At 48.6% G+C, this 23,551-nt stretch carries 13 protein-coding genes and 4 pseudogenes; 10 read left to right on the top strand and 7 right to left on the bottom strand.

What is annotated here, in order from left to right; translation table 11 throughout:
* Positions 1-8: 8 nt before the first annotated feature.
* The 4 genes from HL45_RS17955 (at position 9) to HL45_RS17940 (ending at position 5,074) form a co-directional block, all read left to right on the top strand.
* Positions 9-773 (top strand): IclR family transcriptional regulator, encoded by a 765-nt coding sequence (locus tag HL45_RS17955; protein ID WP_049972593.1) that lies wholly within the window; start codon positions 9-11, stop codon positions 771-773.
* Between the two features lie 104 nt (positions 774-877).
* The gene (locus tag HL45_RS17950) at positions 878-1,993 is read left to right on the top strand and encodes a M24 family metallopeptidase (protein WP_049972592.1); all 1,116 of its coding nucleotides are present in this window, start codon (positions 878-880) and stop codon (positions 1,991-1,993) included.
* Positions 1,994-2,802: 809 nt separating this feature from the next.
* On the top strand, positions 2,803-4,017 hold the full coding sequence (locus tag HL45_RS17945) for an orc1/cdc6 family replication initiation protein (protein ID WP_049972591.1): 1,215 nt from the start codon (positions 2,803-2,805) through the stop codon (positions 4,015-4,017).
* Between the two features lie 124 nt (positions 4,018-4,141).
* Positions 4,142-5,074, top strand: coding sequence for a DUF1152 domain-containing protein (locus tag HL45_RS17940; RefSeq protein ID WP_049972590.1), 933 nt, complete (start codon positions 4,142-4,144; stop codon positions 5,072-5,074).
* A gap of 96 nt (positions 5,075-5,170) precedes the next feature.
* Here the strand turns inward: HL45_RS17940 and HL45_RS17935 are convergent.
* A pseudogene (locus tag HL45_RS17935) lies at positions 5,171-5,468 on the bottom strand (hypothetical protein).
* Between the two features lie 411 nt (positions 5,469-5,879).
* On the opposite strand from HL45_RS17935, the gene HL45_RS17930 reads away from it, so the two are divergent.
* Complete coding sequence (locus HL45_RS17930; protein ID WP_158413725.1) at positions 5,880-6,197, top strand: HalOD1 output domain-containing protein; 318 nt, start codon at positions 5,880-5,882, stop codon at positions 6,195-6,197.
* Between the two features lie 152 nt (positions 6,198-6,349).
* Here HL45_RS17930 and HL45_RS20575 read toward each other — a convergent pair whose 3' ends face one another.
* A complete protein-coding gene (locus tag HL45_RS20575; protein WP_144240128.1) occupies positions 6,350-6,688 on the bottom strand; it encodes a DUF7344 domain-containing protein in 339 nt (112 codons plus the stop codon).
* A 958-nt stretch (positions 6,689-7,646) separates the two neighbouring features.
* Between HL45_RS20575 and HL45_RS17920 the strand changes: the two genes are divergently transcribed.
* On the top strand, positions 7,647-8,309 hold the full coding sequence (locus tag HL45_RS17920) for a hypothetical protein (protein WP_049972587.1): 663 nt from the start codon (positions 7,647-7,649) through the stop codon (positions 8,307-8,309).
* A 14-nt stretch (positions 8,310-8,323) separates the two neighbouring features.
* A complete protein-coding gene (locus HL45_RS20570) occupies positions 8,324-9,013 on the top strand; it encodes a hypothetical protein (protein WP_144240127.1) in 690 nt (229 codons plus the stop codon).
* A 164-nt stretch (positions 9,014-9,177) separates the two neighbouring features.
* Here HL45_RS20570 and bioB read toward each other — a convergent pair.
* Positions 9,178-9,980 (bottom strand): annotated as a pseudogene (gene bioB, locus HL45_RS17915) (biotin synthase BioB); the annotation flags it as partial.
* A gap of 136 nt (positions 9,981-10,116) precedes the next feature.
* Positions 10,117-11,676, bottom strand: a complete 1,560-nt coding sequence (locus HL45_RS17910; RefSeq protein ID WP_049972586.1) for a S8 family serine peptidase — start codon at positions 11,674-11,676, stop codon at positions 10,117-10,119.
* 200 nt (positions 11,677-11,876) lie between these two features.
* Between HL45_RS17910 and HL45_RS21975 the strand changes: the two are divergent.
* A pseudogene (locus HL45_RS21975) lies at positions 11,877-12,427 on the top strand (GNAT family N-acetyltransferase).
* Between the two features lie 238 nt (positions 12,428-12,665).
* On the opposite strand, the gene HL45_RS17900 reads toward HL45_RS21975, so the two are convergent.
* A complete protein-coding gene (locus tag HL45_RS17900) occupies positions 12,666-13,421 on the bottom strand; it encodes a DUF7260 family protein (RefSeq protein ID WP_049972584.1) in 756 nt (251 codons plus the stop codon).
* 163 nt (positions 13,422-13,584) lie between these two features.
* Positions 13,585-15,570: an MGH1-like glycoside hydrolase domain-containing protein gene (locus HL45_RS17895; RefSeq protein ID WP_049972583.1), complete on the bottom strand. Its 1,986-nt coding sequence runs from the start codon at positions 15,568-15,570 to the stop codon at positions 13,585-13,587.
* A 1,050-nt stretch (positions 15,571-16,620) separates the two neighbouring features.
* On the opposite strand from HL45_RS17895, the gene HL45_RS17890 reads away from it, so the two are divergent.
* Positions 16,621-19,785, top strand: coding sequence for a glycoside hydrolase family 2 TIM barrel-domain containing protein (locus tag HL45_RS17890; RefSeq protein WP_049972582.1), 3,165 nt, complete (start codon positions 16,621-16,623; stop codon positions 19,783-19,785).
* A 760-nt stretch (positions 19,786-20,545) separates the two neighbouring features.
* Here HL45_RS17890 and HL45_RS21970 read toward each other — a convergent pair.
* Positions 20,546-20,647, bottom strand: a pseudogene (locus HL45_RS21970) (helix-turn-helix domain-containing protein); the annotation flags it as partial.
* Between the two features lie 348 nt (positions 20,648-20,995).
* On the opposite strand from HL45_RS21970, the gene HL45_RS17880 reads away from it, so the two are divergent.
* Positions 20,996-23,320 carry an aminotransferase class III-fold pyridoxal phosphate-dependent enzyme gene (locus HL45_RS17880; protein WP_049972580.1) on the top strand — a complete coding sequence of 775 codons (2,325 nt, stop codon included), beginning with the start codon at positions 20,996-20,998 and terminating at the stop codon, positions 23,318-23,320.
* Positions 23,321-23,551 lie beyond the last annotated feature (231 nt).

Genomic DNA, 23,551 nt, shown 5'->3' with positions numbered 1-23,551 from the left:
TGCTAACTATGGAAAAGAGACGAAAAGAGTACCTTCGAACCACCGAAAACACGATACGGATTGTGGAGGCACTTAAAGAACTTGATGGAGCAGGGGTAACGGAACTGGCGGATCACTTACCGATGTCAAAAAGTACGGTTCATGATCACCTCACAACGCTACGCCAACATGATTACGTGACAAAGGTCGATGATACCTACGTTGTCGGACTCGGCTTCTTCGAGATTGGTGAATATGCACGAAAGCGGCGGAAGATATACGAGGTTGGTCGGCCCGAAGTACAGAGTTTAGCGGAAGAAAGTGGCGAGCTCGCGAACCTAATGGTTGAAGAACACGGACGAGGAGTCTATCTCTTTCGTGCACGAGGAGAAAAGGCAGTGACACTTGATACGCACACTGGAAAGCGCCGATATCTCCATAATACCGCACTTGGGAAAGCAATCCTCGCATATCTGCCCGAGAAGCGAGTACACGAGATTTTGGACACACATGGACTCCCAGCAGCGACTAAGAACACGATCACCGACCGTGAGACCCTCTTCGAAGAGTTAGCTACCATTCGTGATTCTGGCATCGCATATTGCGGTCAGGAGCGAGTTGAGGGGCTCCAATGCGTCGCAGCACCAGTCCTCGGGAGAAATGAAGAGGTGCTTGGAGCAATTAGTGTAGCCGCTCCTACGACGAGAATGAGAAGTGAACGCTTCGAAGAAGTGATTCCGGAGCTTGTCCTCCAAGCCGCGAACGTCGTGGAAATAAATGTCACGTATGGCTGAGTACTTTCTCTTTTCTAATTTCTCAAATATAGCCGTGTTTTAAACGATAGAACCTTTCTGTAATATAGCGAGATTCAAGATGGGGGAGTGAGTAACCAGCCAGTATGGAGGCACATTTAGAAGAGCGAATGCAGCGTTGCCAAGAACAACTCGTAAAACAAAATGCTGATGCAGTAATCCTATCGATGAGTTCCAACCTCCATTTCCTAACTGGTTTTACCGACGAACCAATGGAACGCCATCTTCTCTGTTTTGTACCCAGCGACGGAGATCCGGTGTATGTAGTACCCGAAATGTACGAAAACCAAATCCAAACTGAATCATGGATCGAAGACATTCGAACTTGGTCAGACGATACCGGGCCTGCTACCATTCTCAAAAGTACAGTTGATGAACTCTCGCTGGATGGAGACCGTGTGCTGCTCGATGATACCATGCAGGCTCGGTTTGTCTTAGACATTCAAGAGTATCTTCCAAATGCGTCCTTCGCGCGCGGGGAGGACGTTCTTTCGCCACTACGCATGCAAAAAGACGAAACGGAGCTGAAACACCTCCAACACGCATCGAATATCGCAGATCGAGTGAGCAAGAAAATTCGTTCACTTGGCTCTGATGCTGTGGGACTCACTGAACGAGAGCTTGCAAAGCAAATTAGAAAGAACCTTCTTGCACAAGAGGGAGAGGAACTTGGGTTTCAGACGATTGTTGGATCGGGGGAAAACGGTGCACACCCACATCATCGAGTAAGCGACCGTGTTATCGAGGCCGGTGATCCCGTCGTACTCGACTTCGGAGTCACCATTAACGGTTATCCGAGTGATCAGACGCGGACAGTCGTATTTACTGGTGAGCCACCGATAGGATTTATCGAGGTATATGATGTCGTTCGAGCTGCACTTGAAGCCGGCTTTCAGACGGTTAAACCGGGCGTGACTGCTAGCCAAGTCGATAAAGCCGTCCGAGATGTTTTTGAGCAACACGGGCTCGCAGAGAAGTTTGTCCATCGGACTGGACATGGTGTTGGTCTAGATATCCACGAGCCACCGTACATTGTGAACGGAAATGAGACCGAACTTCAACCAGGAATGGTATTTAGTATTGAACCAGGAGCTTATCTCAAAGATCAATGGGGGGTTCGGATTGAGGATCTGGTTGTCGTAACTACGGATGGATGCCGCCGATTGAATGATTCCCCACGAACTTGGCGCCCGTTGAGTTAGGCCCTAATTTTCACCACCATATTCAGAAAAAAGCTCTCACTCCAATACAGTCGGGGTACTTCCCACAGGCACCACTGTTCCTCACTACCGAACGGAGAGTTATTTGGAGGCCATCCTGTTTATGATATATTTGAGACTACATCCGAACCGACCCATATCCAGATCCGTTCCGCTATCGGGAACATATGCGCCGAAACGAATTGGGCGAGATCATCATTACAGAACCATATTTGTAAAGCGTTCTGATTTTAGATCTATTACACACCTACATTTGTAATGGAAGGTAGGAGCTACGGAAGGGAGCACTCAACCTCTTGTATTAGCCCGGAAAAGTGAGAGGTGGAAGGTACAAGTTATATCTTCCCCAGATAAATGATGTCATATTTGTCAACAAAATTATTGAAATGTGTCATGCTCAAGTTCTCCCCTGGAAATGGCGTTCCTCGCTGAGGAACAAACAACCGTGTCCGGTTCACCCCGTCCCGTCCGGAGCAAATAACACACACCCCCCACTTTGTCCTGAGCACTCAGTCCAGGGTACCTAGCCAAACAATCTTGCTCTATAAAGGAAATGCTTATCATGGTTAAGAATAAACCGGATCCGTACTACAGAGATCCCGTCATAGATACCGAGTTAATTCACTCGATGATAGTCACCGTCCTACTAGAATGCGAGTGCTCAGGACAGTGTGGAGGGGGAGTGTATTAAATAGCCGTTTTGCTCAGGATGCCGAGGTCTGTTCAGGACGCTCCGGACACCGTGGTTTTTATTACCATTCAGCAAGCGACTATTAGCCAACAACCAGCTGATGAAGTCCTTCGACCGTCCGGCAAAAATTTTCGAGAATGAGGAAGCACTGCGAGATGAGTGGCAGCCAAATGAACTCCTGGAACGAGAAAATGAGCTCAATGCTTACCACTCCGCCCTAAGTCCAGTAATTCGAGGTGCTCCTCCAAAAAACATATTTCTATATGGGAAAACAGGCGTTGGGAAAACTGTCGCAACGGAGTTGCTGCTTGAACAACTGGAGAGTGATGCTGACCGTTTCGATGATTTGGACGTGTCATCTGTTACGCTGCAGTGTAATTCTCTTAATTCAAGTTATCAAGTTGCAACTCATCTCGTCAACGAACTGCGACCATCAGATAGACCGATCTCGACTACAGGATACCCCCAGCAAACTGTCTTTAACTTCCTCTGGGATGAGCTTGAGCGAATTGGAGGGATAGTGATTATCGTTCTCGACGAAATCGACAATATCGGAACTGATGATGATATTCTTTATGAGCTACCCCGTGCTCGAGCAAACGGATACGTTGAAAATGTAAAATTGGGAGTAGTTGGTATCAGTAATGACTTTGAATTCAGAGATAATTTGTCCCCAAAAGTAAAAGATACATTGTGTGATGATGAAATAGAGTTCTCACCGTATAATGCCAATGAGCTTCAGACGATACTTAATCAACGCGCTAAGTTCGCCTTTCAACCAGATGTACTGACGTGTGATACGATTCCACTTTGTGCAGCATTTGCTGCACAGGATACCGGTAGTGCTCGGCAAGCCATCCGACTCCTGTACAAAGCTGGCGAAGTTGCACTAGAACGTGGAGACGAACGCGTTAATGAACACTACGTTCGTGAAGCAGAAGCAATACTTCGGCGAAAACAAATAGAGCGAGGAATGCGGAATCTCACTACCCACGGTCATGTGGTACTATCTGCAGTCACAATAATGGAGATGCAAAATAATACGCCAGCACGAACTCGTGAAATCTATCCCGAATATCAACGAATGGCGAAGGCAATTGATCTTGATCCGCTTGTCGAACGTCGAATTCGTGACCATCTACGAGAGTTATCACTCTGTAGTGTGCTAGAACTTAAGGAGCATAACGATGGATACCGGGAAGGTAGCTATTTTGAATATCAGTTGAATACTTCCACAAATACTGTTATCAATGTACTCATGGATATTGACCGGCTCATGCCAATCGTTAGCCCAATAAAATCAAAATATGGCTAAGAAAGGAACTGGATGAAAACAATAGTGGTTGTCTCAAGTAAATAAGGAAGTACTCACTGACAATTATTCAATAGTCAAATCGATAGGTGAAACAATTATATTTGCTTGTATAGAAAGTCTGTGTATGGAGACGCTTGAAGAAGTAGTTGAGCACAAAAAGGCCCTTGTATTCGGTGTTGGTGGGTGTGGAGATGTTGTCAGTACCATACCGACAGCTCGATTCCTTGAAGCACACGGAGTAGACGTCATTCTTGGTGGCGTCGCTTGGGAACGAGTTGTTGTTGATCCACGGCCTGGCCCTCGGCATTTCGAAGAGATTGAGGGCATAGAACCACTCAATGATACTGTTGCACTCGCCACTGGTGAAACACGCACAGTAGATGGAATTGAATTCGCCGAGACACATGTTGCATGCCATCATGAGGAGGATGTCGTGCTCATTGATATCGACGGTGGCGCGTGTGGTGTTGCGGCTGGCCTCGATGATGCATGCGACATACTCGGAATCGACCTCGTCGTCGGTACTGATGCTGGCGGGGACGTTCTAGCTGCCGGTGATGAACCGGGGATAAAAAGTCCGCTAACTGATGCGGTCATGCTCTCAGCACTCACCCAACTCGACACTAATTCTTGTCTTGGTGTGTATGGCTATGGGAGTGATGGTGAACTAACACACGAAGAGATAGCTGCCGGAATCACCCGTGCTTCAAAGCGAAATGGTTTGCTCGGATCTTGGGGTCTTACTCCACGAATTATTGACGAGATGAACGAATTACTTGAGATGGTTACCACAGAAGCAAGTAGGCTACCTGTCGAAGTGGCCCAGGGTAAACTGAAAGAGACAATGATTCGTGATGGAGACCGCTCAGTTAAGCTGACTCCTGCAAGTACGGTTACGTTTTATCTTGATCCAACGGTTGTTTCAGCTACTTCTGATTTGAGCGACTGCGTCAGTGATACGGAGAGCTTCGAATCCGCCCAAAATGCGTTAGTACAAGCGGGCTATAAAACGGAGCTAAGCTATGAACAGCAATTTGCTACTAATCGGAACTCATAAGATAGCGTTATTCAGCAAATCAATATAGCGAGCACATTTCCACTAATGCTCACTGTTCTTACTTGATTACTGAGCTCCCAGAATCTCTGAAGCCAGTCACTTCTTCTCTGAATCGAACTCGATTCCGGCCAGCTTTTCATGCACCTCATCTACTCCCTCATCAATATTAGTCATAAAAAGGCTCAATCTGATCAGTTGTAATTGCCCCTTGTGTAGTGGGTGTGGTCCAATTTTCTTCTTCAAGCTTCCGTAATGAATAGCGCACCTTATGCGGTGGGTAGTCAATTAACTTCGACATCTTCAAGATTCCTATCAGTTCTTTCTCAAGGACTGTTTGAAGAACCTCCAAATGTCGTTGGAGCATATCCACTTCCTTCTCAACGCGGCGTAACATACTCAGCCATCGCTACGAATATATGCGAATTAACTCTTATCGTCCAAACACTACTTACGACAGTGTGCCAACTGTAGCACCGATCGCTCATGCTAGTTCCGATTAAAAAGCCACTGTGGCCTTCGCTCAATACTAGTTGGAATTTTCTTTTCGAATGGTGCCAATGGCGTGTTTTTCCATCTAGTTTCTATTGCTTGCTACTCACACTGTCGCTTTCACAGACTCCCTCTGTAGGGTTTCAAAATTAAAGGATTATCTTTTTCTTCTCAAATACTCTTCGGCGAATAAGTAACCGAACTATTTATTGTGGGTGGAGCTGTCACCTAAACTGGTGCAATCCATAACAGATGGTTGCACGTGTCACACCGGCAAGTGCCACACAAAATCCCCAGTAGAATATGGAGAGCCAGTATGAATAAGCGCGACAGTACACCATCGCCAACCTTTGGTCGAAACGGATCATATGAACCAGTGAGTAACCGCTCAAAACCGCTCGCAAAACAGGTTGTTATGAGAGTAGCTGACGAAGTCAACCGACCGTATCAGGAACTCATTCCGCTCTATGAGATTATCGACCCTGATGCATTGGACAACCTCTTTGCCCCGACCCATGAAGGAGATGCGAGGTCTGATGGGCTAGTGAAGTTTGAGTATGCAGGTTGTGAGGTTATCGTAGACAGTGTGGGAAAGGTGATTGTAGATCAAGTTGATACGCAAAAAGAACAGTAACATATGGAGAAACGGGTTGTGAAACCCATCTCATGGTGGAATAGCGATGTATTGGTTTGGTAAACTCCAAACTATTAGACCTCAACCACACGGCCAATCAACCACGACAAAATCACGATTGATGTTAGGTAGTTCTTGAGAACGAACTTGGGCTACTCATACTGATTGGCGATAATTAGTATTGCCTCTATCTGTGGAAAATATTGGTAACGAACTAATCCATCATCCGAGTTGAATTTAATAATATCATAATTTGCAAGCTTCCGAAGGTGGCAATGGGTGAGGGTAATTTGTGCCTGACGTGGCGTATCGACCGTATCTATTTCCTCATGGACGTGATCGGCTAGCGTGGCAACTTTCACGACATCCACGGTTTCGTTTGTGAACCACTGTAGGACAGCACGTCGTTGTTCGTTAGCTAGCAGTCCGAAAGCAATCTCTGGTGAGAGGCTGGATTTCGACTCGTGGGTGTTGTCGGATGGGTTGGTCATCGTAATGGGATTTCTGGCATGGAGGGGATCTTCAGTGATCAATAGTTCATGAGACTCTACTTTCGTCCGAAGCCGACATTCTCTGGGTCTATATCCTCTGTCAAACTTGTATCGGAACGTAGATTCATAAAATTTCCGAGGCCAGAATATACAAGATTCACTGCAAAAAACATATTTGGCTGCAAAAATCGTATGCTGTTCAAGCTTAGTCATTATTGTCTGAGGTTCGAAATCACCTTCGATCACTCTCAAGCTTCACTCTAATGATTACGTTTACGCAGTAGGGTCGGACTTTTCAAACGATGACTCCATGGTCATTCGTTTTAGCCCTTTCTACAACTGGAATTTGTAAATGCATTTATTTCTACTGTGTTGTGAATGTTGTAACAAACCCTTTATGAACTTCGTTCCTTACAAAGGAACACACGCGGTGTACTTCATCACACTTGTACTGCCTTACACTCTCCTGAATAGCCTCAAGAGTAGCTAGCTAGCTTTTGATCGCGTTTGATGCAGTTACGTTTGTACGCGGCGAATTTCCAACCACTTCCATTTGTTCGATAGATAGATAGACAAGTATGAAAATTAACCGTTTATAGTTTTGAGAATTAATTTGCGATGATAACAGTACTCCGACCCGTTCTGTAAGACGGAACACCCGTGAATACTAGAAATTGTGTAGATAGAATACTATAGAGCATACCATTACATACATAGTTGTGTAATGGGGGGATAATATTCGTTTGCTTCTTATGATTTATAGGCGAAATGGCGGCATTTTATATTACATTCCTCACATGAAGACGTTCCCCTATCAGGAACAAAAATCTAAAACTCACCAATATATTTGCCACGTAGTTATAGAATACAATAGGCAGCATTGAGTTCCTCCAAGAAATTGTAATAACAATATTTAGCAAATAAATTTAATATCTATGGGATGCCACAATGTTACTGCATGGCATACCAGCTATTGCAAAGCAATGAGCGATCCGGTAACAGCAGCACCGAAGAGTACATCGTCGTCCTATATCCAAATACAGCGTCCGAAGACAGTATTTGTGCTAATGACCTCAATAGCGCACATACGGACGTTGGAGAACAGCTCCTGGATGATAACACCTGCTACAAATACGAGGTTTGGATCAGTTACGAGCATCCTCGTTTGAACGACAGCGATAACCTCACGATGTATAACCAGTGGCTTAACTACAGTGGCCCGAACAACAAAGAGAATGTTAGGGGGTGCCACCTTTGTGTTGGCTCTCAGAATATTGGTGGTCGTGCTGAAAGCCCTAATGATGGTGGTGCGTGGAATTGGTCTCAAGACGCGATTCTCGGCTGGGGAAGTGCGGATTACTACAAGAGCCTCTCCGTGCAGGAAGTGTTCCACGCGTACATCAATGAAGCGAACCCAACCATCCAGAGCATGATACCCGGAAATGATGAGCATGATCTCGGATCTGTATACTCTAATAACGCATCCACACCGATGGCGGCAGGGTATCCGAATTCCCAACAAAGTGGCACCTGCTCGTCTTCCTACTCGGCATCGACGTGGACTGAAACACTGAACACATGTGAACGGGACGGAATCAAAGCAACCTCGGACGCAGCCTAACGGAAGGATCCATAATGACGAACAACACCAACGATAAGAGCACCGATAGCATGAAACGACGAACCGTCCTCAAATCCACTTCTGCGGCGGCTGTAAGCATGGGTATTTTCGGAACTGGTGCAGTCGCAGCAGCACCCGCTGGAAATACTATTCGACTTGTCGAATCCGGTATCAAGTTTAACGTTGAGGCTGAAGACCCGAACGTCACCCTCAAGCAAGTAGCAAACGATGAACCACCGAGGTACATCGTGAACGAAGAAAAGCAACAACTCCTCGTTCCATCTATTGCCTCGGAAGCGATCACGAACTCCTTCCAACAAAAATCTCAAGCTGTGGTCGAGCAAGATAGCGTTACTGAGCGGGCTTCGATAGGAGGAAAATCAACTAGCTTTCCTTCACTTCACCTTGCATCGGATTTCCGAACCACTAAAACTCTATCCTTGACAGATTCAGTTCGAGTTCCCGAGTTACGCCTCACCATCGGGGATAGAGCAGCGAGTGTCTCGGTTGAAAACAAACAAGTTTCAGTTGCGACCGGTGCTGAAAAAGGCACAACACTCCCGTCACAGACTGCAACCGCAAACGCCTACAAGTACTCTAGCGACGGGACACAGCGGTATGAGACAACCACATCAGTGACTCTCACACCTAAGGTAACGGTTCGCGATCGTGGTCAGTTAGAAGTTTTGCAGGACCGACGATAGCACTTCTCCAAGCCTCTTTCGTATTGAAAGATGATTGGCTGGATTTTCACGGATTTTTACTCCTGGAAGAGAAACTCGATTTTCTCGAATTGTCAGTCTTGGACATGGATTATTCGGGGTCGAAGTTGTCTCATATCCTGCTAAACACCACTTTCTCAGACAGATGTTCTGATGATTTCTTCGGTAGAAATGTCCGCAGAGTTCCCAAGCTCTTCGCTAAGTGCCGTCGCTTCAATTGGATTGAGGGTATTGACCGGAAGCGAGGAAATACCGATATTCTGAAGCGCAATGGCCGCATTCACGCGATCGGTTGGCGCTTCGCCCATCCCAAGAATAACCCCAGCACAGAGATCCATGCCCGCGTTCTTGGCGACTTTCAGGGTCTCGACGCGATCCTCGAAGGAATGGGTATCGACGATTTTTGGAAAAATCGCGGTGAGGTTTCGATGTTATGGTTATAGTGGTTGACTCCCTCGTTGGCGAGGATTTGAGCTTCTTCTTCTGTGAGAATCCCGAGTGATGCGTCGACCGCCACATTGGTCTCATCACGAACGAAGCGTATCGCCCGAAGTACTGCGTTCCATTCTTCGGGTCGGTTTTCCTTGGAGACCCCTTTCTCGGCGACGACGATACCAAATCGCTGAGCACCGTCACGTTCAGCTCGCTTTGCAGCAGAAAGTATCTCCTCGGGTTCAAGCAGATCGTGTGTGTCGGTTCCGGTGTCGAAATGAACAGACTGCGCACAGAAGCCGCAGTCTTCTGCGCAGTTACCAGCTTTCGCATTTACGATCGAGCAGGCATCAACTGTGTTGTCACCGAACTGCGACCGTACGTAGTCGGCGGCAACTGCGAGTTTCTCAACTGGCTGTGAGATGAGCGCCAAACCGTCCCGTCGATCTAACCGATCGCCCATCAACACACGCTCCACAGCGTCGGCGATGGTTGCGTTGTCTGTCTCGTGAACCACAAATCCATCGACGGTTGATGACGATAAAAAAGTTTGGTCGATTGCTTCGACTTCTGTTATCCATCGTGGGCTGAATTTCCGACCAGGCAATTAACTGCCCACGCACTCAATTCCAGTGTGTGAATTACAACGACCTTCAGGCCGTGTATTCGGTGACGACGATTTCGTAACTGCCGCCTCCACGCCACGAATCGGCCATGATGTGAAGGTCTGTAGACGTGTCTGGATTGTCGATAGTAACGGATTCAATGCTCCCCAGCGACTTCGAGCGATAATCATAGCTGTTCGTGGTTGGGCATGCTGTTTGTCCGTCGTTGACGTAGAGATCGAAATCGGCTGAATCTTTTGAAATGAGTAATTCCACGATTACTTGCGACGGATTGGACTGCTTCCACGTGTGGCTGTGACAGGAACTGTCGAGGTAATCGACTAACGAACCGCTGTATTTCGTCCGGTCAGCAGTACGGCTAAAGTTTGGCGGTTGACTAGTGACGGCATTCTGAGCATCGACGCGACCACTTCCTTGCTGGCTCGACGGCAGACCGATGTCGACAGCAGTGTTTTTGAGGTGTGCTCGGAGTTCGCGGTTTGTAGCACTCCACTGTGCGAGCGAGAGGCCAGCAACCCCCGAGACAACCGGTGTTGCCATCGATGTTCCCGAGAGTGTTTCGTAATTGCCACGGCTCGCGGTCGTCGTAGAGTACACCCACGTTCCTGGCGCAGTGAGTTCTACCTTCGATCCGTAATTCGAATATTGGGCAAACGAGCCATCGGAATCCAGTGCGGAGACGGCCAGGCATTCGTCGTACCCGGCAGGGTAGTCAACGGATCCCTTGGACGAATTGCCAGCGGCCGCCGTAATGAAAACTCCGCGGTTGTATGCGTATGAGACGGCGTTTCGCATCGTGTCCGACGGATTACTACCACCAAGCGACATGTTTATAATGTCTGCTCCTTGGTCTGTCGCCCACTGAACGGCATCAGCAATATCCGCGACGGAGCCAAAACCAGTTTCGTCAAGAGCCCTTCCATTGATAAGGTTTGATTCACTGATTCCAGCGACGCCGGTGCCGTTGTTAGTCTCCGCCGCCGCGATACCAGAGACGTGAGTACCGTGATTTTCGTCGCTCGGGCGATCGGGGTACGGATCAGAATCATCATCGACGAAGTCCTTGCCGGGATTCGATCCGAAATTTGACTGCAGATCGGGGTGATTGTACTGGACACCCGTATCAATCACCGCGATGGTCACCGATGATGAACCAGTCGTGGTGTCCCACGCAGTGTCGGCGTTGACCATCTGGGGGGCGTACTGCTCCGTACTGTATTTGGGGTCATTAGGGGTTAGTGACGTCGAATAGGTCATATTTTCTTCGACGTACTTAACGTACTCGTTTTTCGAAACCGCGTCGGAGAACCGCTGTTTTACCGAATCATTGTCGGGGATCTGCACAGCAACGTAGCCGAGTACGTCGTTTGAGTGGACAATTTGTGCCGTTGAAGGCAGATGCGCCTGCACGACGTCAGTCGGCGATCCACCAGCAGGTGAAACGCCGACGAGGAGTTCGTTTTCTTTAGAACCAGGTTCACGTCCGGGCGTTGCAGCCGTAATACCCGAAACTGCAGCCGCAGCACCGACCGAACCAGTTAGTTTGAGAAACGATCGTCTATCGAACTGCGTACCGTTGTCTGTCATGGTACGTTACGTCTATTACCCAACCTAATGATAAATTTTTCTTAATATTCTAGTAATATAATTGGTTCGTACTGCCGTAGTTATTTGGTAGCGATAATTTCCGTGCCGAAATATAGGATATCCGTTGGAACAGATAAACAAAAAATTCATTTATGAATACGATATGCTATGAGTTGTAGAGTGCGACTCTAACTAAAAGAATGGTTAGACAATACGCTACTACTATTACGATACAACAATCAGAAGATATGCCAGAATCATTGTTTCTCGCTGGAGACCGTATCGAACTCAGAACTATCGAGCGTGAAGACATCGACATCGTCAAGCGATGGATGAACCATCCCGAGATACGTCGTCACATACACGAGTTTCGATTACCCTTCACCCGCGGAGATTACGAGAGTTGGATGGAACGGGAGCACGACACCAACGATCGAGTGGACTTGTTAGTTTGTTCAGATGGCGAGCCGGTGGGTCGTGTAAGATTGGTACCCCTCCGAGATGATCAACGGTGTGCAAATCTTGCATTCCTTATCTCTCCAGACTATCAAGGAACGGACATGCAGCAGCGTCGGCTGAACTCCTCGTAGAGTATGGGTTCACCGAACTACTCCTGCACCGCATCGAAGCAAAAGCCTTAGCCCCCAACGAAGGGTCACAGCGTGTTCTCGAAAAACTCGGATTCGTACAGGAAGGCCGGAAACGCAGTGCGATTATTGCAGGCGGTGGATACGTTGGCGAGGTGTTGTAGGGCCTATTACGTGCGGAGTGGGCCGAAAATGGTGATAAAACCGAGGACTGACATCGAGACTCCCGCTTGGATTCGATATAGCGGGGACGTATCCATTGAAATACGATGAACCGTTTCATACCAAAGAATGCTGATTCTCATTGTACCAACAGCCAATCGGCCCATTTTCATTACTGTGTGGTTTCTCAGTGGTTCTGCGTGAGGATATCACGGATAAGATTAACTATTAAAGTGAACGTCAGAGCAGGCCACACCAGTGGCGAAGTTCGATTCGTTCGAGTTTCCTGTGGGTCGTCGCGAGGGCCGAGAGGCCTGGAAAGTCTGTGTCGAGATCCGAATAGATAAACGCTGAGAAGATATCTCCATTCGTATACTCACGTTGATGGAGATACTTTTGCTGGTCATCTACCAACTGATCGAGTTCCCGCTGCAGTGTACGAAGGCAATCTGTTCGGTCGGTAAACGAGAAGTGACCTCGCTCAATTGCAGCTAACTCGTCATCAATTTCCAGAAGCGAATTCTGTAGATCATCAAGTTGTGACAGCTCCTGTGTGATTTTTCGGACGGTTCGTTGTCGATTTCCGACTACCTCCTCACTCGCATTGCGGAGCTGATTCCAGACTAAGGGCGACCAGATACTCGAGCTACCGCTAAGGTACGTTGCTATATCAGGTCCGAATTCCTGTGCGATACTATCGATTGCAGTCTCAGCCCCATAAGTGCTTTTCCAGTGGTCAACAGATAACACCGTGTCGCGATAGGCAGTTCGAACAGCTTCTTGTGGCGACTGTGCAGTTGAAGGCTGGGATTGGAAAGTACTGGTTAATGTTCCACCATCAGTTCGACATGGTTGTGGCGGAATCTGGCTGAGGCGATCGGAAAAGTTCTCAAAAGCTTTGATCTCACTCTGAAGCTCAGATTTCTCGTTGCGAAGGAGTTGTCGCGCTAAGGGGAGGGCTGTACCGTTGACTAGCTGCCTTCTGCTCTCAACCATTGCTCTACAGTTTCAGACTAACAAGCCAACATACTATACTTTATTGACCACAAATCATACAGATAAAGCCCACATCGATAGTATATAATAATCGGATAATTTGGGGCTATCGACTTGCCATGCACATCTCTTATTTCACGACAGCGAACAAAAGATAGTAATTCTACAAGAAGTCCTGATACAGCGTCAGTAATGATGGCGCAGACCAACTGAAGTTCGGTGCATTCAACCGTTCACCAGTGAGCGGATTATAGTTCTCGTGGATCGGAGCATTACCCATAATACCATCACCATGTTGGAACAGCTTTTTGGTGAACTTCGTTGCTGTCGTATCGTATCCATACCGAGCCAGTCCTTCGATGGCAAACTTCGCTTGGTCAAGCCATACATTGCCCCGCCAGTACGATTCTGGATCGAAGTCAGGAATAGACCGAGAAACCGTTGGAAGAGGCAGATACGTGTTAAACTCCGATTCCTTGGTGAGTGTTTTGACAACGGAATCCGCTTGTGCCTGTGTTGCGATACCTGTCCATAACGGAATAACACCGTGAATTGCTCGTCCAACACCGCGCGCCTCGATGAACGGTCTTTGTTCGGTGTCGATATCGTAGAAGAAGCCAGTCTCTTCGTGGAACATATGTGTTCGGATATACTCGCCAACAGATTTTGCTTCACAAAGATAGCGCTTTTCATCAGCTTCTTTTCCGATCTCATTCGCCATCTTTGCAAGATACTTCTTTTCATCATATAGATATGAGTTAAGATCGATAGATTCCTGATTCAGAGAGTATCCCACTATGTTACCGTCGTAGCAGTTCTTTAAGACAGATGAGTCATCGAATCGAGGTGCATTGTCCATTCCGCTTTCCCACGCTGCAGCCGTGACGATAGCCTCGTCCGAATCATTGGTTGAGTGAACCGTCGCATCATATTCTGCGATACCGTTGTCGTCATGGTCACGTGTTCGATACCACCAGTCGTGGTACGCAACGAGCAGCGGATACAACTCTTCGAGGAAATCGGAATCAGAGGTATGTCTGTATATTTCCCACACTGCCCATGCCGCAAGCGGGGGTTTCGAATTTCTTTCGTTCCAATTGCCACCACCATTGTCGGGAGTGTTGTAGGCGATAAGGTCGGGAATCATCCCTGCATCCTGTGGTCGAGTATCCGAAGAATGGGTCACTTGATAGTCAAACATCGATCGGATAAGCTGCTTTGCTAACTCCGGGGCAAATTGCGTCGTCCCGACGGCTTGTTTCCAGATATCCCATGCCCAGAATCCACCAGCGAACCACTTATACGAAATCGACGGTGTCATGCCGTCGTGTTGAATTGCACCGGCCGGACTTCGCCAGTTGCCGATCAGTGTTTCAAGGCATTTGATTCCCACTTCCTCGTAATCCGACGTGCTGGATTTTGCGATAGCACTGAGGTATTGATTCCAACGGGAACTGGCCGACTTGATATACTCATCGGGACGTTTGAGAATCTCCTTGGCTTGCTCTGGCTCTTTCCGCGCTCTCACGTCGGTGAACGTAAAGGATTCCGTCCAGACTAGTCGTTCCTCATCGCCTGGCGAAATGGTAATCGCCGGGTTGAGCGTAGTCGTATAGCTGCCTCCATCAACCTCGGTAGTGGTTGGTCTACTGTGGTTGACCTGGAATAACTCTTCACCACTCGTCATGTAAGCCCATGTCTCACGAACGCGATCGAAGTGAACCCAGATACTATCCTTGTGAGGGGATAGTGAAGGTGCATTGTACTGGTTCTCGAGTAGTCTACCACTCCACTCGATGCTCAGCGTGCGTTGATTCTCCCTGTCGTTTCTGATTGTAGCAGTCACAAGTGCAGTTCGGTCGGTAACGAACCGAAGATCGAGCGTGACCGTCAACCCATCTACAGAGAGTACCTGACGAAGGAAACCAGGGTAAGACGCGATTTTGGCATCGGCCTCATTCAGGGAGATTTCGGTTCTGCTTTTCTTATCAATCACAGAAATTTTGACAAACCCCTTGCTAAGGAACCATGCATACTCTTGGGCAATGTACAACGGGCCAATAAATGCTCCGTAGTACTCAGTGTCGTCCTTGCCTGGTAGTGCATAGCCATGCCACGTACCCCGATCTGCAAATGGAGTGATATCCATGTCCGCATCAGGGAGGGCGGTATCCGGAACTCCGATATGATCGAGTGTCGAAGGATAGTTGCTAGCTAGTCCAGATATAGAGTTGGAATCATTTTCTTCCGGGTAGGGGAGGGGTCTGAGCGAGCTGTCTCGCTGAATCCAACCCCTAGCCCAGCAAGTCCAGTTGTTTGAAGGATCTGTCGCCGATTGTACGAGCGGCCGGCCGGGATGAGTCATTATTTCTCATTTTTATTCAATAATTGTGTAGTTTTGTAGTAGTACAACGCTCCTAAATGAATCCACAAGGGGGCCAATCACTTGAAAGAGGGATAGGTGAGTAATAAACATTCTCCAGATATTCATACACTCGACTAGCAGTATTTCTCAACAGATGATAGCCATATGGACGAATAAACACAGGACGGGTAATTCAGATGGAAGTCAGTAATCGGTGTGAAGTGTATGATATTGTAATCAGTTCACACACCTATGTCAAGACAATAACCATGAGTGTAAGGTTAAATATATGACCTACACCAACACGCAATAACCGCTCCGCCAAAATACGACGGGAAGTCCAATCTCTTAAAAGCAGTAATTTCCACGGTTCTCCGTCTATTGGACACATTATCACCAATTGAGTCGATGGCAGACATGGTCGTGTTGACTGAACCCACATTAAACAAAGTTTTCGGTTATCAGACCACATTATTTTATTTCATTATTACAAGTAATCAAACCAAGATTGTTTGACGCAATATTGTTCAGTGTATGAAATACAATAATCCACATGTACACCAATTACACACTGAAGGAATGGTAGTATGTTCCGCCGCACACAAACTTCTCGTCATGGGCTTCGTAATTTAAAGACATTCAACATTATCCCATGGCTTCGATTTCAAGGATCTCGTGCATCGCCAATATGAATTGGTTCCGTCTGGCAAGGAATTAAGTTACCTTCTGGTAGGAGCTCGGTTAGAACACATTACTCCAATGTCATTTTCTCAATCCACACCCAATCTGCCGTGAAGAGAAGATTGATTTACACCGGGAGGATGAACCAGAACGATGGTAGAGGACTGGAAAAATCCCGGCGTTACCGGCAGGAACCGACGACGTGATCACACCTACGCGCTGCCACATCCCGACCGTTCGAGTGCGCTGTTGAGCGATCGAGATGCGTCCCCGTGGTTCAAACTCCTGAACGGTAACTGGCGGTTCAGCTATGAAACGAACCCCCACAATGGGCCGGGCGACTTTCATCTACCGGCGTTCGAGGACGGCAACTGGGACGATATCGAAGTTCCCCAGCATTGGCAACTTGAAGGGTACGGAACTCCTCAGTATACGGATACAGCTTACCCGTTCCCAGTCGATCCACCGAAGGTGCCAACAGAGAACCCGACTGGTCTGTATCGTCGAACAGTCGAGGTACCTGAATCGTGGGATAACCGTGAGACAATCCTCCGGTTTGAGGGGGTTGATTCCGCCTTCTCGGTGTGGGTTAATGGGAAGTGTGTCGGATTCAGCAAAGGAAGTCGGTTGCCCGCTGAGTTCAGCGTGACCGACGAAATTTCATCTGGAGAGAACACGATTGCCGTCAAAGTTGTGCAATGGTCGGATGGAAGCTATCTTGAAGATCAAGATATGTGGTGGCTGAGCGGCATTTTCCGCGACGTTTCTCTGTATACAACGCCGCGTGTCCACGCCCACGACATTGACCTGCGAACCGACCTTGACGACGACTACCAACACGGACGGCTGTCAGTTGACATCGAAGTCGAGAACAATCTGTCAGAGGCTGCCACCCGCGAAGTCGCTGTTCAGTTGCTCAACAACGATGGTTCGACTGTTGTCACCGAAGTCGGTACCCAACAGGTGACGATCCCGGGAAGCCAGCGAGCGACTGTTTCTGTCGAAAGCACAGTCAAATCCCCAGCGAAGTGGACCGCAGAGAAGCCGAATTTGTATACGTTGCTTATCACGGTTGCCGACAATGGCGATACCACTGAAGTATTGTCGCAGACGGCCGGTTTCCGAACCGTCGAGATTGAAGACGGAATCCTGCAAATCAACGGTAAAACGGTGATGCTTCGCGGAGTCAACCGACACGACCACCACCCAGACCGAGGCCGCGCAGTCTCATTCGAGACGATGCGCGAAGACATCGAGTTAATGAAGCGCCACAATATCAACGCTGTCCGAACAGCTCACTACCCGAACGATCCCCGATTTTACGACCTCTGTGATCGTTACGGGCTGTACGTCGTTGATGAGACTGACCTCGAGTGCCATGGAATGGAAGGCAATGACCGCGTTACACATTTGAGCGATGATCCAGCGTGGAGAGACGCATATGTCGACCGGGCGGTTCGGATGGTCGAACGAGACAAGAACCATCCAAGCGTCATCGTCTGGTCACTCGGAAACGAATCCGGATTTGGTTCGAATCACGAGACGATGGCCAACGTCGTCCGTAACATCGATCCAACCCGACCGATTCACTACGAACCCGACACCGAACAGGAGATTTCAGATATCGTCGGGCCGATGTATCCCTCACCCAACCGCGTAATCGAACTTACCGAAGAACACCCCGACCATCCGGTAATCCTTTGTGAGTACGCCCACGCGATGGGGAACGGTCCTGGTGGTTTGACCGAATATTGGGATACATTCCGGTCGCACAAACGTATCCAAGGAGGCTTCATCTGGGATTGGATTGATCAGGGACTCACACAGGACATTCCAGACGAGAACGACAAACGCTTCGCCTATGGCGGTGATTACGGCGACGAGCCCAACGATGGAAACTTCAACATTAACGGGATCGTATTTCCGGATCGTGAGCCGTCGCCTGCCCTCAGCGAATACAAGAAAGTGCTTGAACCAGTTGCAGTCGAACTCATCGACTCGGATACAGCCACAATTCGAATCCGGAACCGATACGACTTTCGCACGCTAGATCATCTAAACGCAAACTGGTCTGTGATGGAGGACGGCGTCGTGATCGAAAGTGGAACGCTTTCAATGACAACAGTGCTGGCTGGAGAGAGTGTGGAGACAGCGATGCCGATTGATCCTACCGAGCTTTCGGGAGATGGCGAGTACTACGTAACACTCGAATTTACGCTTGCCAGCGCAACAGTATGGGGTGAAGCCGGCCACGAGGTCGCAACTGCCCAGTTCGAACTTCCGGTCGGTTCCGAACCTCGTTTTAGTGAGACCGTCTCAAACACACAGGCAACCAAGTGCACGACGACGGACAATCGGTTCGTGATTTCGGGGTCGGAGTTCGAAGTTCGGTTCGACGAGCGAACCGGCGTAATCGATTCGCTGACCTACCACGGTCGACAACTCCTCGAATCCGGCCCAAAGCTCAACCTCTGGCGAGCACCATCAGACAACGACGGACACCGGGAACTCGGCCGGACGTTCGTCCGGAACATCGGTCAGATACTTGATGAAAACGACGGTGAGATTCCGCTAGAAAACTCGTGGTCGGTTTCACTCGCCCGCCTGTGGTACGAACACGGGCTTGACGACCTCCGATTCCGAGCTGACGAGGTCACACACGAGGTGGCTGATGACGGCGTCACACAGATCGACGTAACTGGTCGCCTCGCACCGCCGATGTACGACCATGGATTTGCCGTCGAACAATGCTACACCGTTGATGGGAACGGTGCGATCGACATCGATACACGGCTCACGCCGGAAGACGACTTCTCTGACCTTCAAACTCTACCTCGAGTTGGGTACGTGTTCACGCTCGACAGCGAGTTCACTCGGGCAACCTGGTACGGACGCGGCCCCGGCGAAAGTTACCCCGACAGCAAACAATCGAATCTCATCGGACGGTACGTTCGAGACGTTGACGAACTACAGACACCATACGTTGTACCGCAGGAAAACGGAAACCGAACTGATGTCCGGTGGGTAACCTTCACTGACGAGGGGGGCGTCGGCTTGTACACCACTGGAACCGACTACATGAACTTCAGCGCGCACCGGTACACGATTTCCGACCTCGAAGTGGCATCACATCCACATAAGCTTCCGAAACGAGACGAGATTACCGTGACGGTGGACGCGAAACAGTGCGGTATCGGATCTGGTAGCTGTGGACCCGACACGCTCCCACAGTATCGAGTTCACCCTATCGAACACGAATTCTCGATCCGAATTCAACCCTTCACTGCCGACGCTAGTTTGACCGAACAGGTTCGGTAGGTTACCTCAATAAAGCGTTTTGCACGGTGGTGTTCCGTTATGACTCTTTAAGCGTAGGACTTCTACCAAAATATTGGGCTAAGAGTGAATAAAATTTAATCATGCTTTACGCAAGCGACCGAGTCGGTTTATCGAAGAAAACCAACAATTGCAGTGGAATCTCGAACCGCAATTTCCCAAACACTCGGAATCACAGCTGTTCCGACAGGTAATCCGCTTTGATTGCAGTGCTTGTTTCAACGAACCGATCTTGGAGTCAGTCGCTACTTGATTCGCCGTATTCAGACGATTGGTGTTCGTCGGTGACTTCTCCTATTTCTCCTTTCGGGGAATAACAGGCCGCTCTATGTCCATTTTCAGCGGTTTTGGTAAGTCCGGCTCAACCTGTCAGCACTCTTCTTTCACATTTGAACACCGTTGCACGAAGATTCACTCCGATAGAAAGTTCACTGGATCTGGTGGCTCACCCACAAGATGACTCTATCGCGGTCGATTGAGGAGTCTTTCTCTGGCGTTGCCGATAACAGTGAATGTGTGTAGGGGGTGTCTCGGCTGATTGGCGATGCGATCGATATCGCCGATTCGATCACACTTCTGAGATAGATAATCACCAGTCGATCTGAGGCTTGCAAAAGACTCGCAAGACCGTGTGAGATGTAGATAATGCCTATATTCTCAGTGTCGTCAAGACTACAGAGAAGGTTGAGTAAATTCACCTTCAAGGACATGTCGAGTATCGGTACAGGTTCGTCGCAGATCAGGAAATCGTGATCGATTCGATCCACGTTCCATCTTCAACGTAGAAGGTGTCATCTAGTTCAATACTCCGACCATCGCTCAGATGGATATCAAGCTTTTTTATTACGCTTATTAGCGTTGTTTCGAATTCAATACGAAAGAGATGATTTCTCGCCTCCTGGTCACTCTCTATTGCCCTGCATATATGTCTCTCGACACACCAATTTGGGCTTGGTAGTCAGAATACAATAGTTCAGCATTGTCATAGCGACGATTGCGATATATCAATGTATCGTGTAGAAAGTAGTACCTTCGCCGAGGATGGGATGAGTAATCTTTCAGACCTAGTTTTGTCTCCATGTGCTGAAAGCGAAGTCAACTCGTCGCTCTGTCTGTCCCCTTCTTCACCAAACCTTTAACCACTCACTCTTCGCATCTCAGGGTATGAGTGTCATCAATAGGAGAATACGAAATGAGCGATAATCTGCAAGGCTCCGAACCGATTGTTACTGATCCACCAGCAGTCGATACATCGAGAGTTTCGGAAATCGCTAAGAGAAACTTCGGGAAAAGCGGAACTGTATCGGAACTGGGGGGAGAGCGAGACCAGAACTTTCGGATTGAGACGGACAAAGGAGATGGGTTCGTTCTCAAAATCTTCAACCGTGCGGACGGTCGTGAGATACTCAACTTTCGCACACAAGCGATTCAGCACATACAGAGTACCGATCACGATCTGCCGATAATGGAAATTGTTCCAACAAACGATGGAGATCCATGGACATCGGTAGATGAGAACGGCGAGACTTATTTCGTGCAGATGTACACGTACGTCTCGGGGCAGAAAGTTTCGCTCGGGGATCTTGATGACGATGCGCTGTACGCATATGGTGTGAGCATTGCGAAGATGGGACAAGCTTTACGCGGCTTTTTCCACCCCGAAGCACAGTATGATATTTTATGGGATCTCCGACACGCTTCGGATTTCCGATCGTTGCTCGAAAACGTCAGTGATGACCAGCGACGCGATACTGCTGAAAGGGTTCTTGATCAATTCGAAGAACGCGTAGAACCCGAATTCGATTCTCTCCGTGCACAAGTGGTTCACAATGATCTCGGGCCGGATAACGTATTGTTCGATGACAACAATAGGGTAAGCGGTATCACAGACTTCGGTGACCTCACTTATACGGCCCTCGTTTGTGACCTCGCTGTAGTGCTTGCAAACGTGATGAATCGTCACGAGAACTCGATTTCGGCAGCGGAGTCAGTAGTCCGGGGATACGTCAGTGTTACACCGTTAGAAGAAGAGGAGATCTGTCTGTTGCCAGTCTTGGTGTTGACACGGCTGGTCGTTAGGGGACTCATGCACGCGTGGAAAAGCGAGAAATACGCGCACAACACCGACGACGCAAACGAATTGTGGAACTCGCTGATATCACTAGAGGAAACCGGTTTAGATGTGATAGAACGGCTCCTGCGAACAGCTGCACTGGAAAGCAATGTTCCATACCCCCAAATCGAAACATCCGAACTGATTTCCCGTCGCCGTCAGGTTCTCGGGTCGGCACGGCTTTCATATCACGAACCCGTCCATTTCGTTGCTGGTGATGGTGTTTGGCTCTTTGACCAGTCTGGCGACCGCTATCTTGACGCATACAACAATGTCCAAGTGGTGGGTCATGGCAACGAAACGGTTGCTAACGCCATCGAAAGTCAGACTCGTAAGTTGACTACCAATACTCGTTACTTGCACGAATCTATCGTCACACTTTCCGAGAGAATTTTAGACACGATGCCTGACGAACTAGACCGGGTCTTGCTAGTCAATTCGGGGAGCGAAGCGAATGATATCGCCTGGCGTCTAGCAACCGCCTCGACGGGGCGGAAAGGTGGCATTGTAACTGATCACGCTTATCATGGAATCACTGACGCAACGACGACATTGTCACCTGAGGACTGGATAGACGGACGCCATCCAAACCACGTTGAAACGATTTCACCGCCAGTTGATAACTCTCGATATCACGGGTCTGTCAGTGCTAATACCTCGGGCACAATGTCTGATGGGCTAGCAGCACTTAAGGAACGAGGTACAGAGATCGCTGCGTTCCTATTCGACCCCTTGTTCGCTAGCGCTGGTATTCTTCCACCAGATACAGAAAGATTAAGCCAGATGGTTGACCAAGTGCACGAAGCAGGCGGATACGTCATTGCCGACGAGGTACAGGCAGGGTTCGGTCGTACTGGCTCGAATATGTGGGGTTTTGAGGCAGCGGATATCGTTCCTGATATCGTCACGATGGGTAAGCCGATGGGCAATGGACATCCAGTCGCAGCGGTTGTAACACGGTCGGATATTACTTCGACACTCAGGGAGCAACCCGGAATATTCAGCACATTTGGTGGAAATCCAGTGTCATCAGTAGCCGCCCTCGCAGTGCTCGATGTCATTGAGAATGAGGGTTTATTGAAACATGCCAGTGATGTCGGCGGATATCTCCAGGATGGCTTCGAGCAGCTAACTGCAGAACACGATCTTATCGGTGAAATCCGTCGAAGTGGGCTGATGGTCGGTATCGAACTTGTGCAAAATAAAAAAACATGGACACCAGCTACCAGTGAGGCTACAGAAGTAGTTAATCGCCTTCGTCAGCGTCAGGTTCTCATCGGTTCGACTGGGAAACACGAGAACGTCTTGAAAATCCGTCCACCCCTAGTATTTGAAAAAGATCACGCAGACCGTCTTCTGGAAGCTCTCGATGCTGTACTCAGCAGTATAGAAGATACTGTTTAGCTCGACGTGGACGACGAGACCAAACGCTCGATGCGTGGGATTGATCAATAGAATTTGTTGTCGAACGGTATTTCGAGATAGAAATGATTGATTTGGTGTTCTACCTTGTAGCTTAGTATGAGGATGATTCTGCTGTAATCCGAAGCTGGATTGGCCAGCGTAGCAGAAAAGGGAGTAAGAGTATTGCTACTGACGAGGTGTATCATTTCGTGTGGTTGGGTGACCGGAAAT

It is taken from the genome of Haladaptatus cibarius D43 (assembly GCF_000710615.1).
GTDB lineage: Archaea > Halobacteriota > Halobacteria > Halobacteriales > Haladaptataceae > Haladaptatus > Haladaptatus cibarius.
The sequence above is the reverse complement of the archived record's forward strand: the minus strand, read 5'-3'. Positions and strand labels throughout refer to the sequence as shown.

Coding starts and splice junctions, on each gene's coding strand:
- HL45_RS17955 (WP_049972593.1), top strand. CDS start 9: ATGGAAAAGAGACGAAAAGAGTACCTTCGAACCACCGAAAACACGATA.
- HL45_RS17950 (WP_049972592.1), top strand. CDS start 878: ATGGAGGCACATTTAGAAGAGCGAATGCAGCGTTGCCAAGAACAACTC.
- HL45_RS17945 (WP_049972591.1), top strand. CDS start 2,803: ATGAAGTCCTTCGACCGTCCGGCAAAAATTTTCGAGAATGAGGAAGCA.
- HL45_RS17940 (WP_049972590.1), top strand. CDS start 4,142: ATGGAGACGCTTGAAGAAGTAGTTGAGCACAAAAAGGCCCTTGTATTC.
- HL45_RS17930 (WP_158413725.1), top strand. CDS start 5,880: ATGAATAAGCGCGACAGTACACCATCGCCAACCTTTGGTCGAAACGGA.
- HL45_RS20575 (WP_144240128.1), bottom strand. CDS start 6,688: ATGACCAACCCATCCGACAACACCCACGAGTCGAAATCCAGCCTCTCA.
- HL45_RS17920 (WP_049972587.1), top strand. CDS start 7,647: ATGGCATACCAGCTATTGCAAAGCAATGAGCGATCCGGTAACAGCAGC.
- HL45_RS20570 (WP_144240127.1), top strand. CDS start 8,324: ATGACGAACAACACCAACGATAAGAGCACCGATAGCATGAAACGACGA.
- HL45_RS17910 (WP_049972586.1), bottom strand. CDS start 11,676: ATGACAGACAACGGTACGCAGTTCGATAGACGATCGTTTCTCAAACTA.
- HL45_RS17900 (WP_049972584.1), bottom strand. CDS start 13,421: ATGGTTGAGAGCAGAAGGCAGCTAGTCAACGGTACAGCCCTCCCCTTA.
- HL45_RS17895 (WP_049972583.1), bottom strand. CDS start 15,570: ATGGATATCACTCCATTTGCAGATCGGGGTACGTGGCATGGCTATGCA.
- HL45_RS17890 (WP_049972582.1), top strand. CDS start 16,621: ATGGTAGAGGACTGGAAAAATCCCGGCGTTACCGGCAGGAACCGACGA.
- HL45_RS17880 (WP_049972580.1), top strand. CDS start 20,996: ATGAGCGATAATCTGCAAGGCTCCGAACCGATTGTTACTGATCCACCA.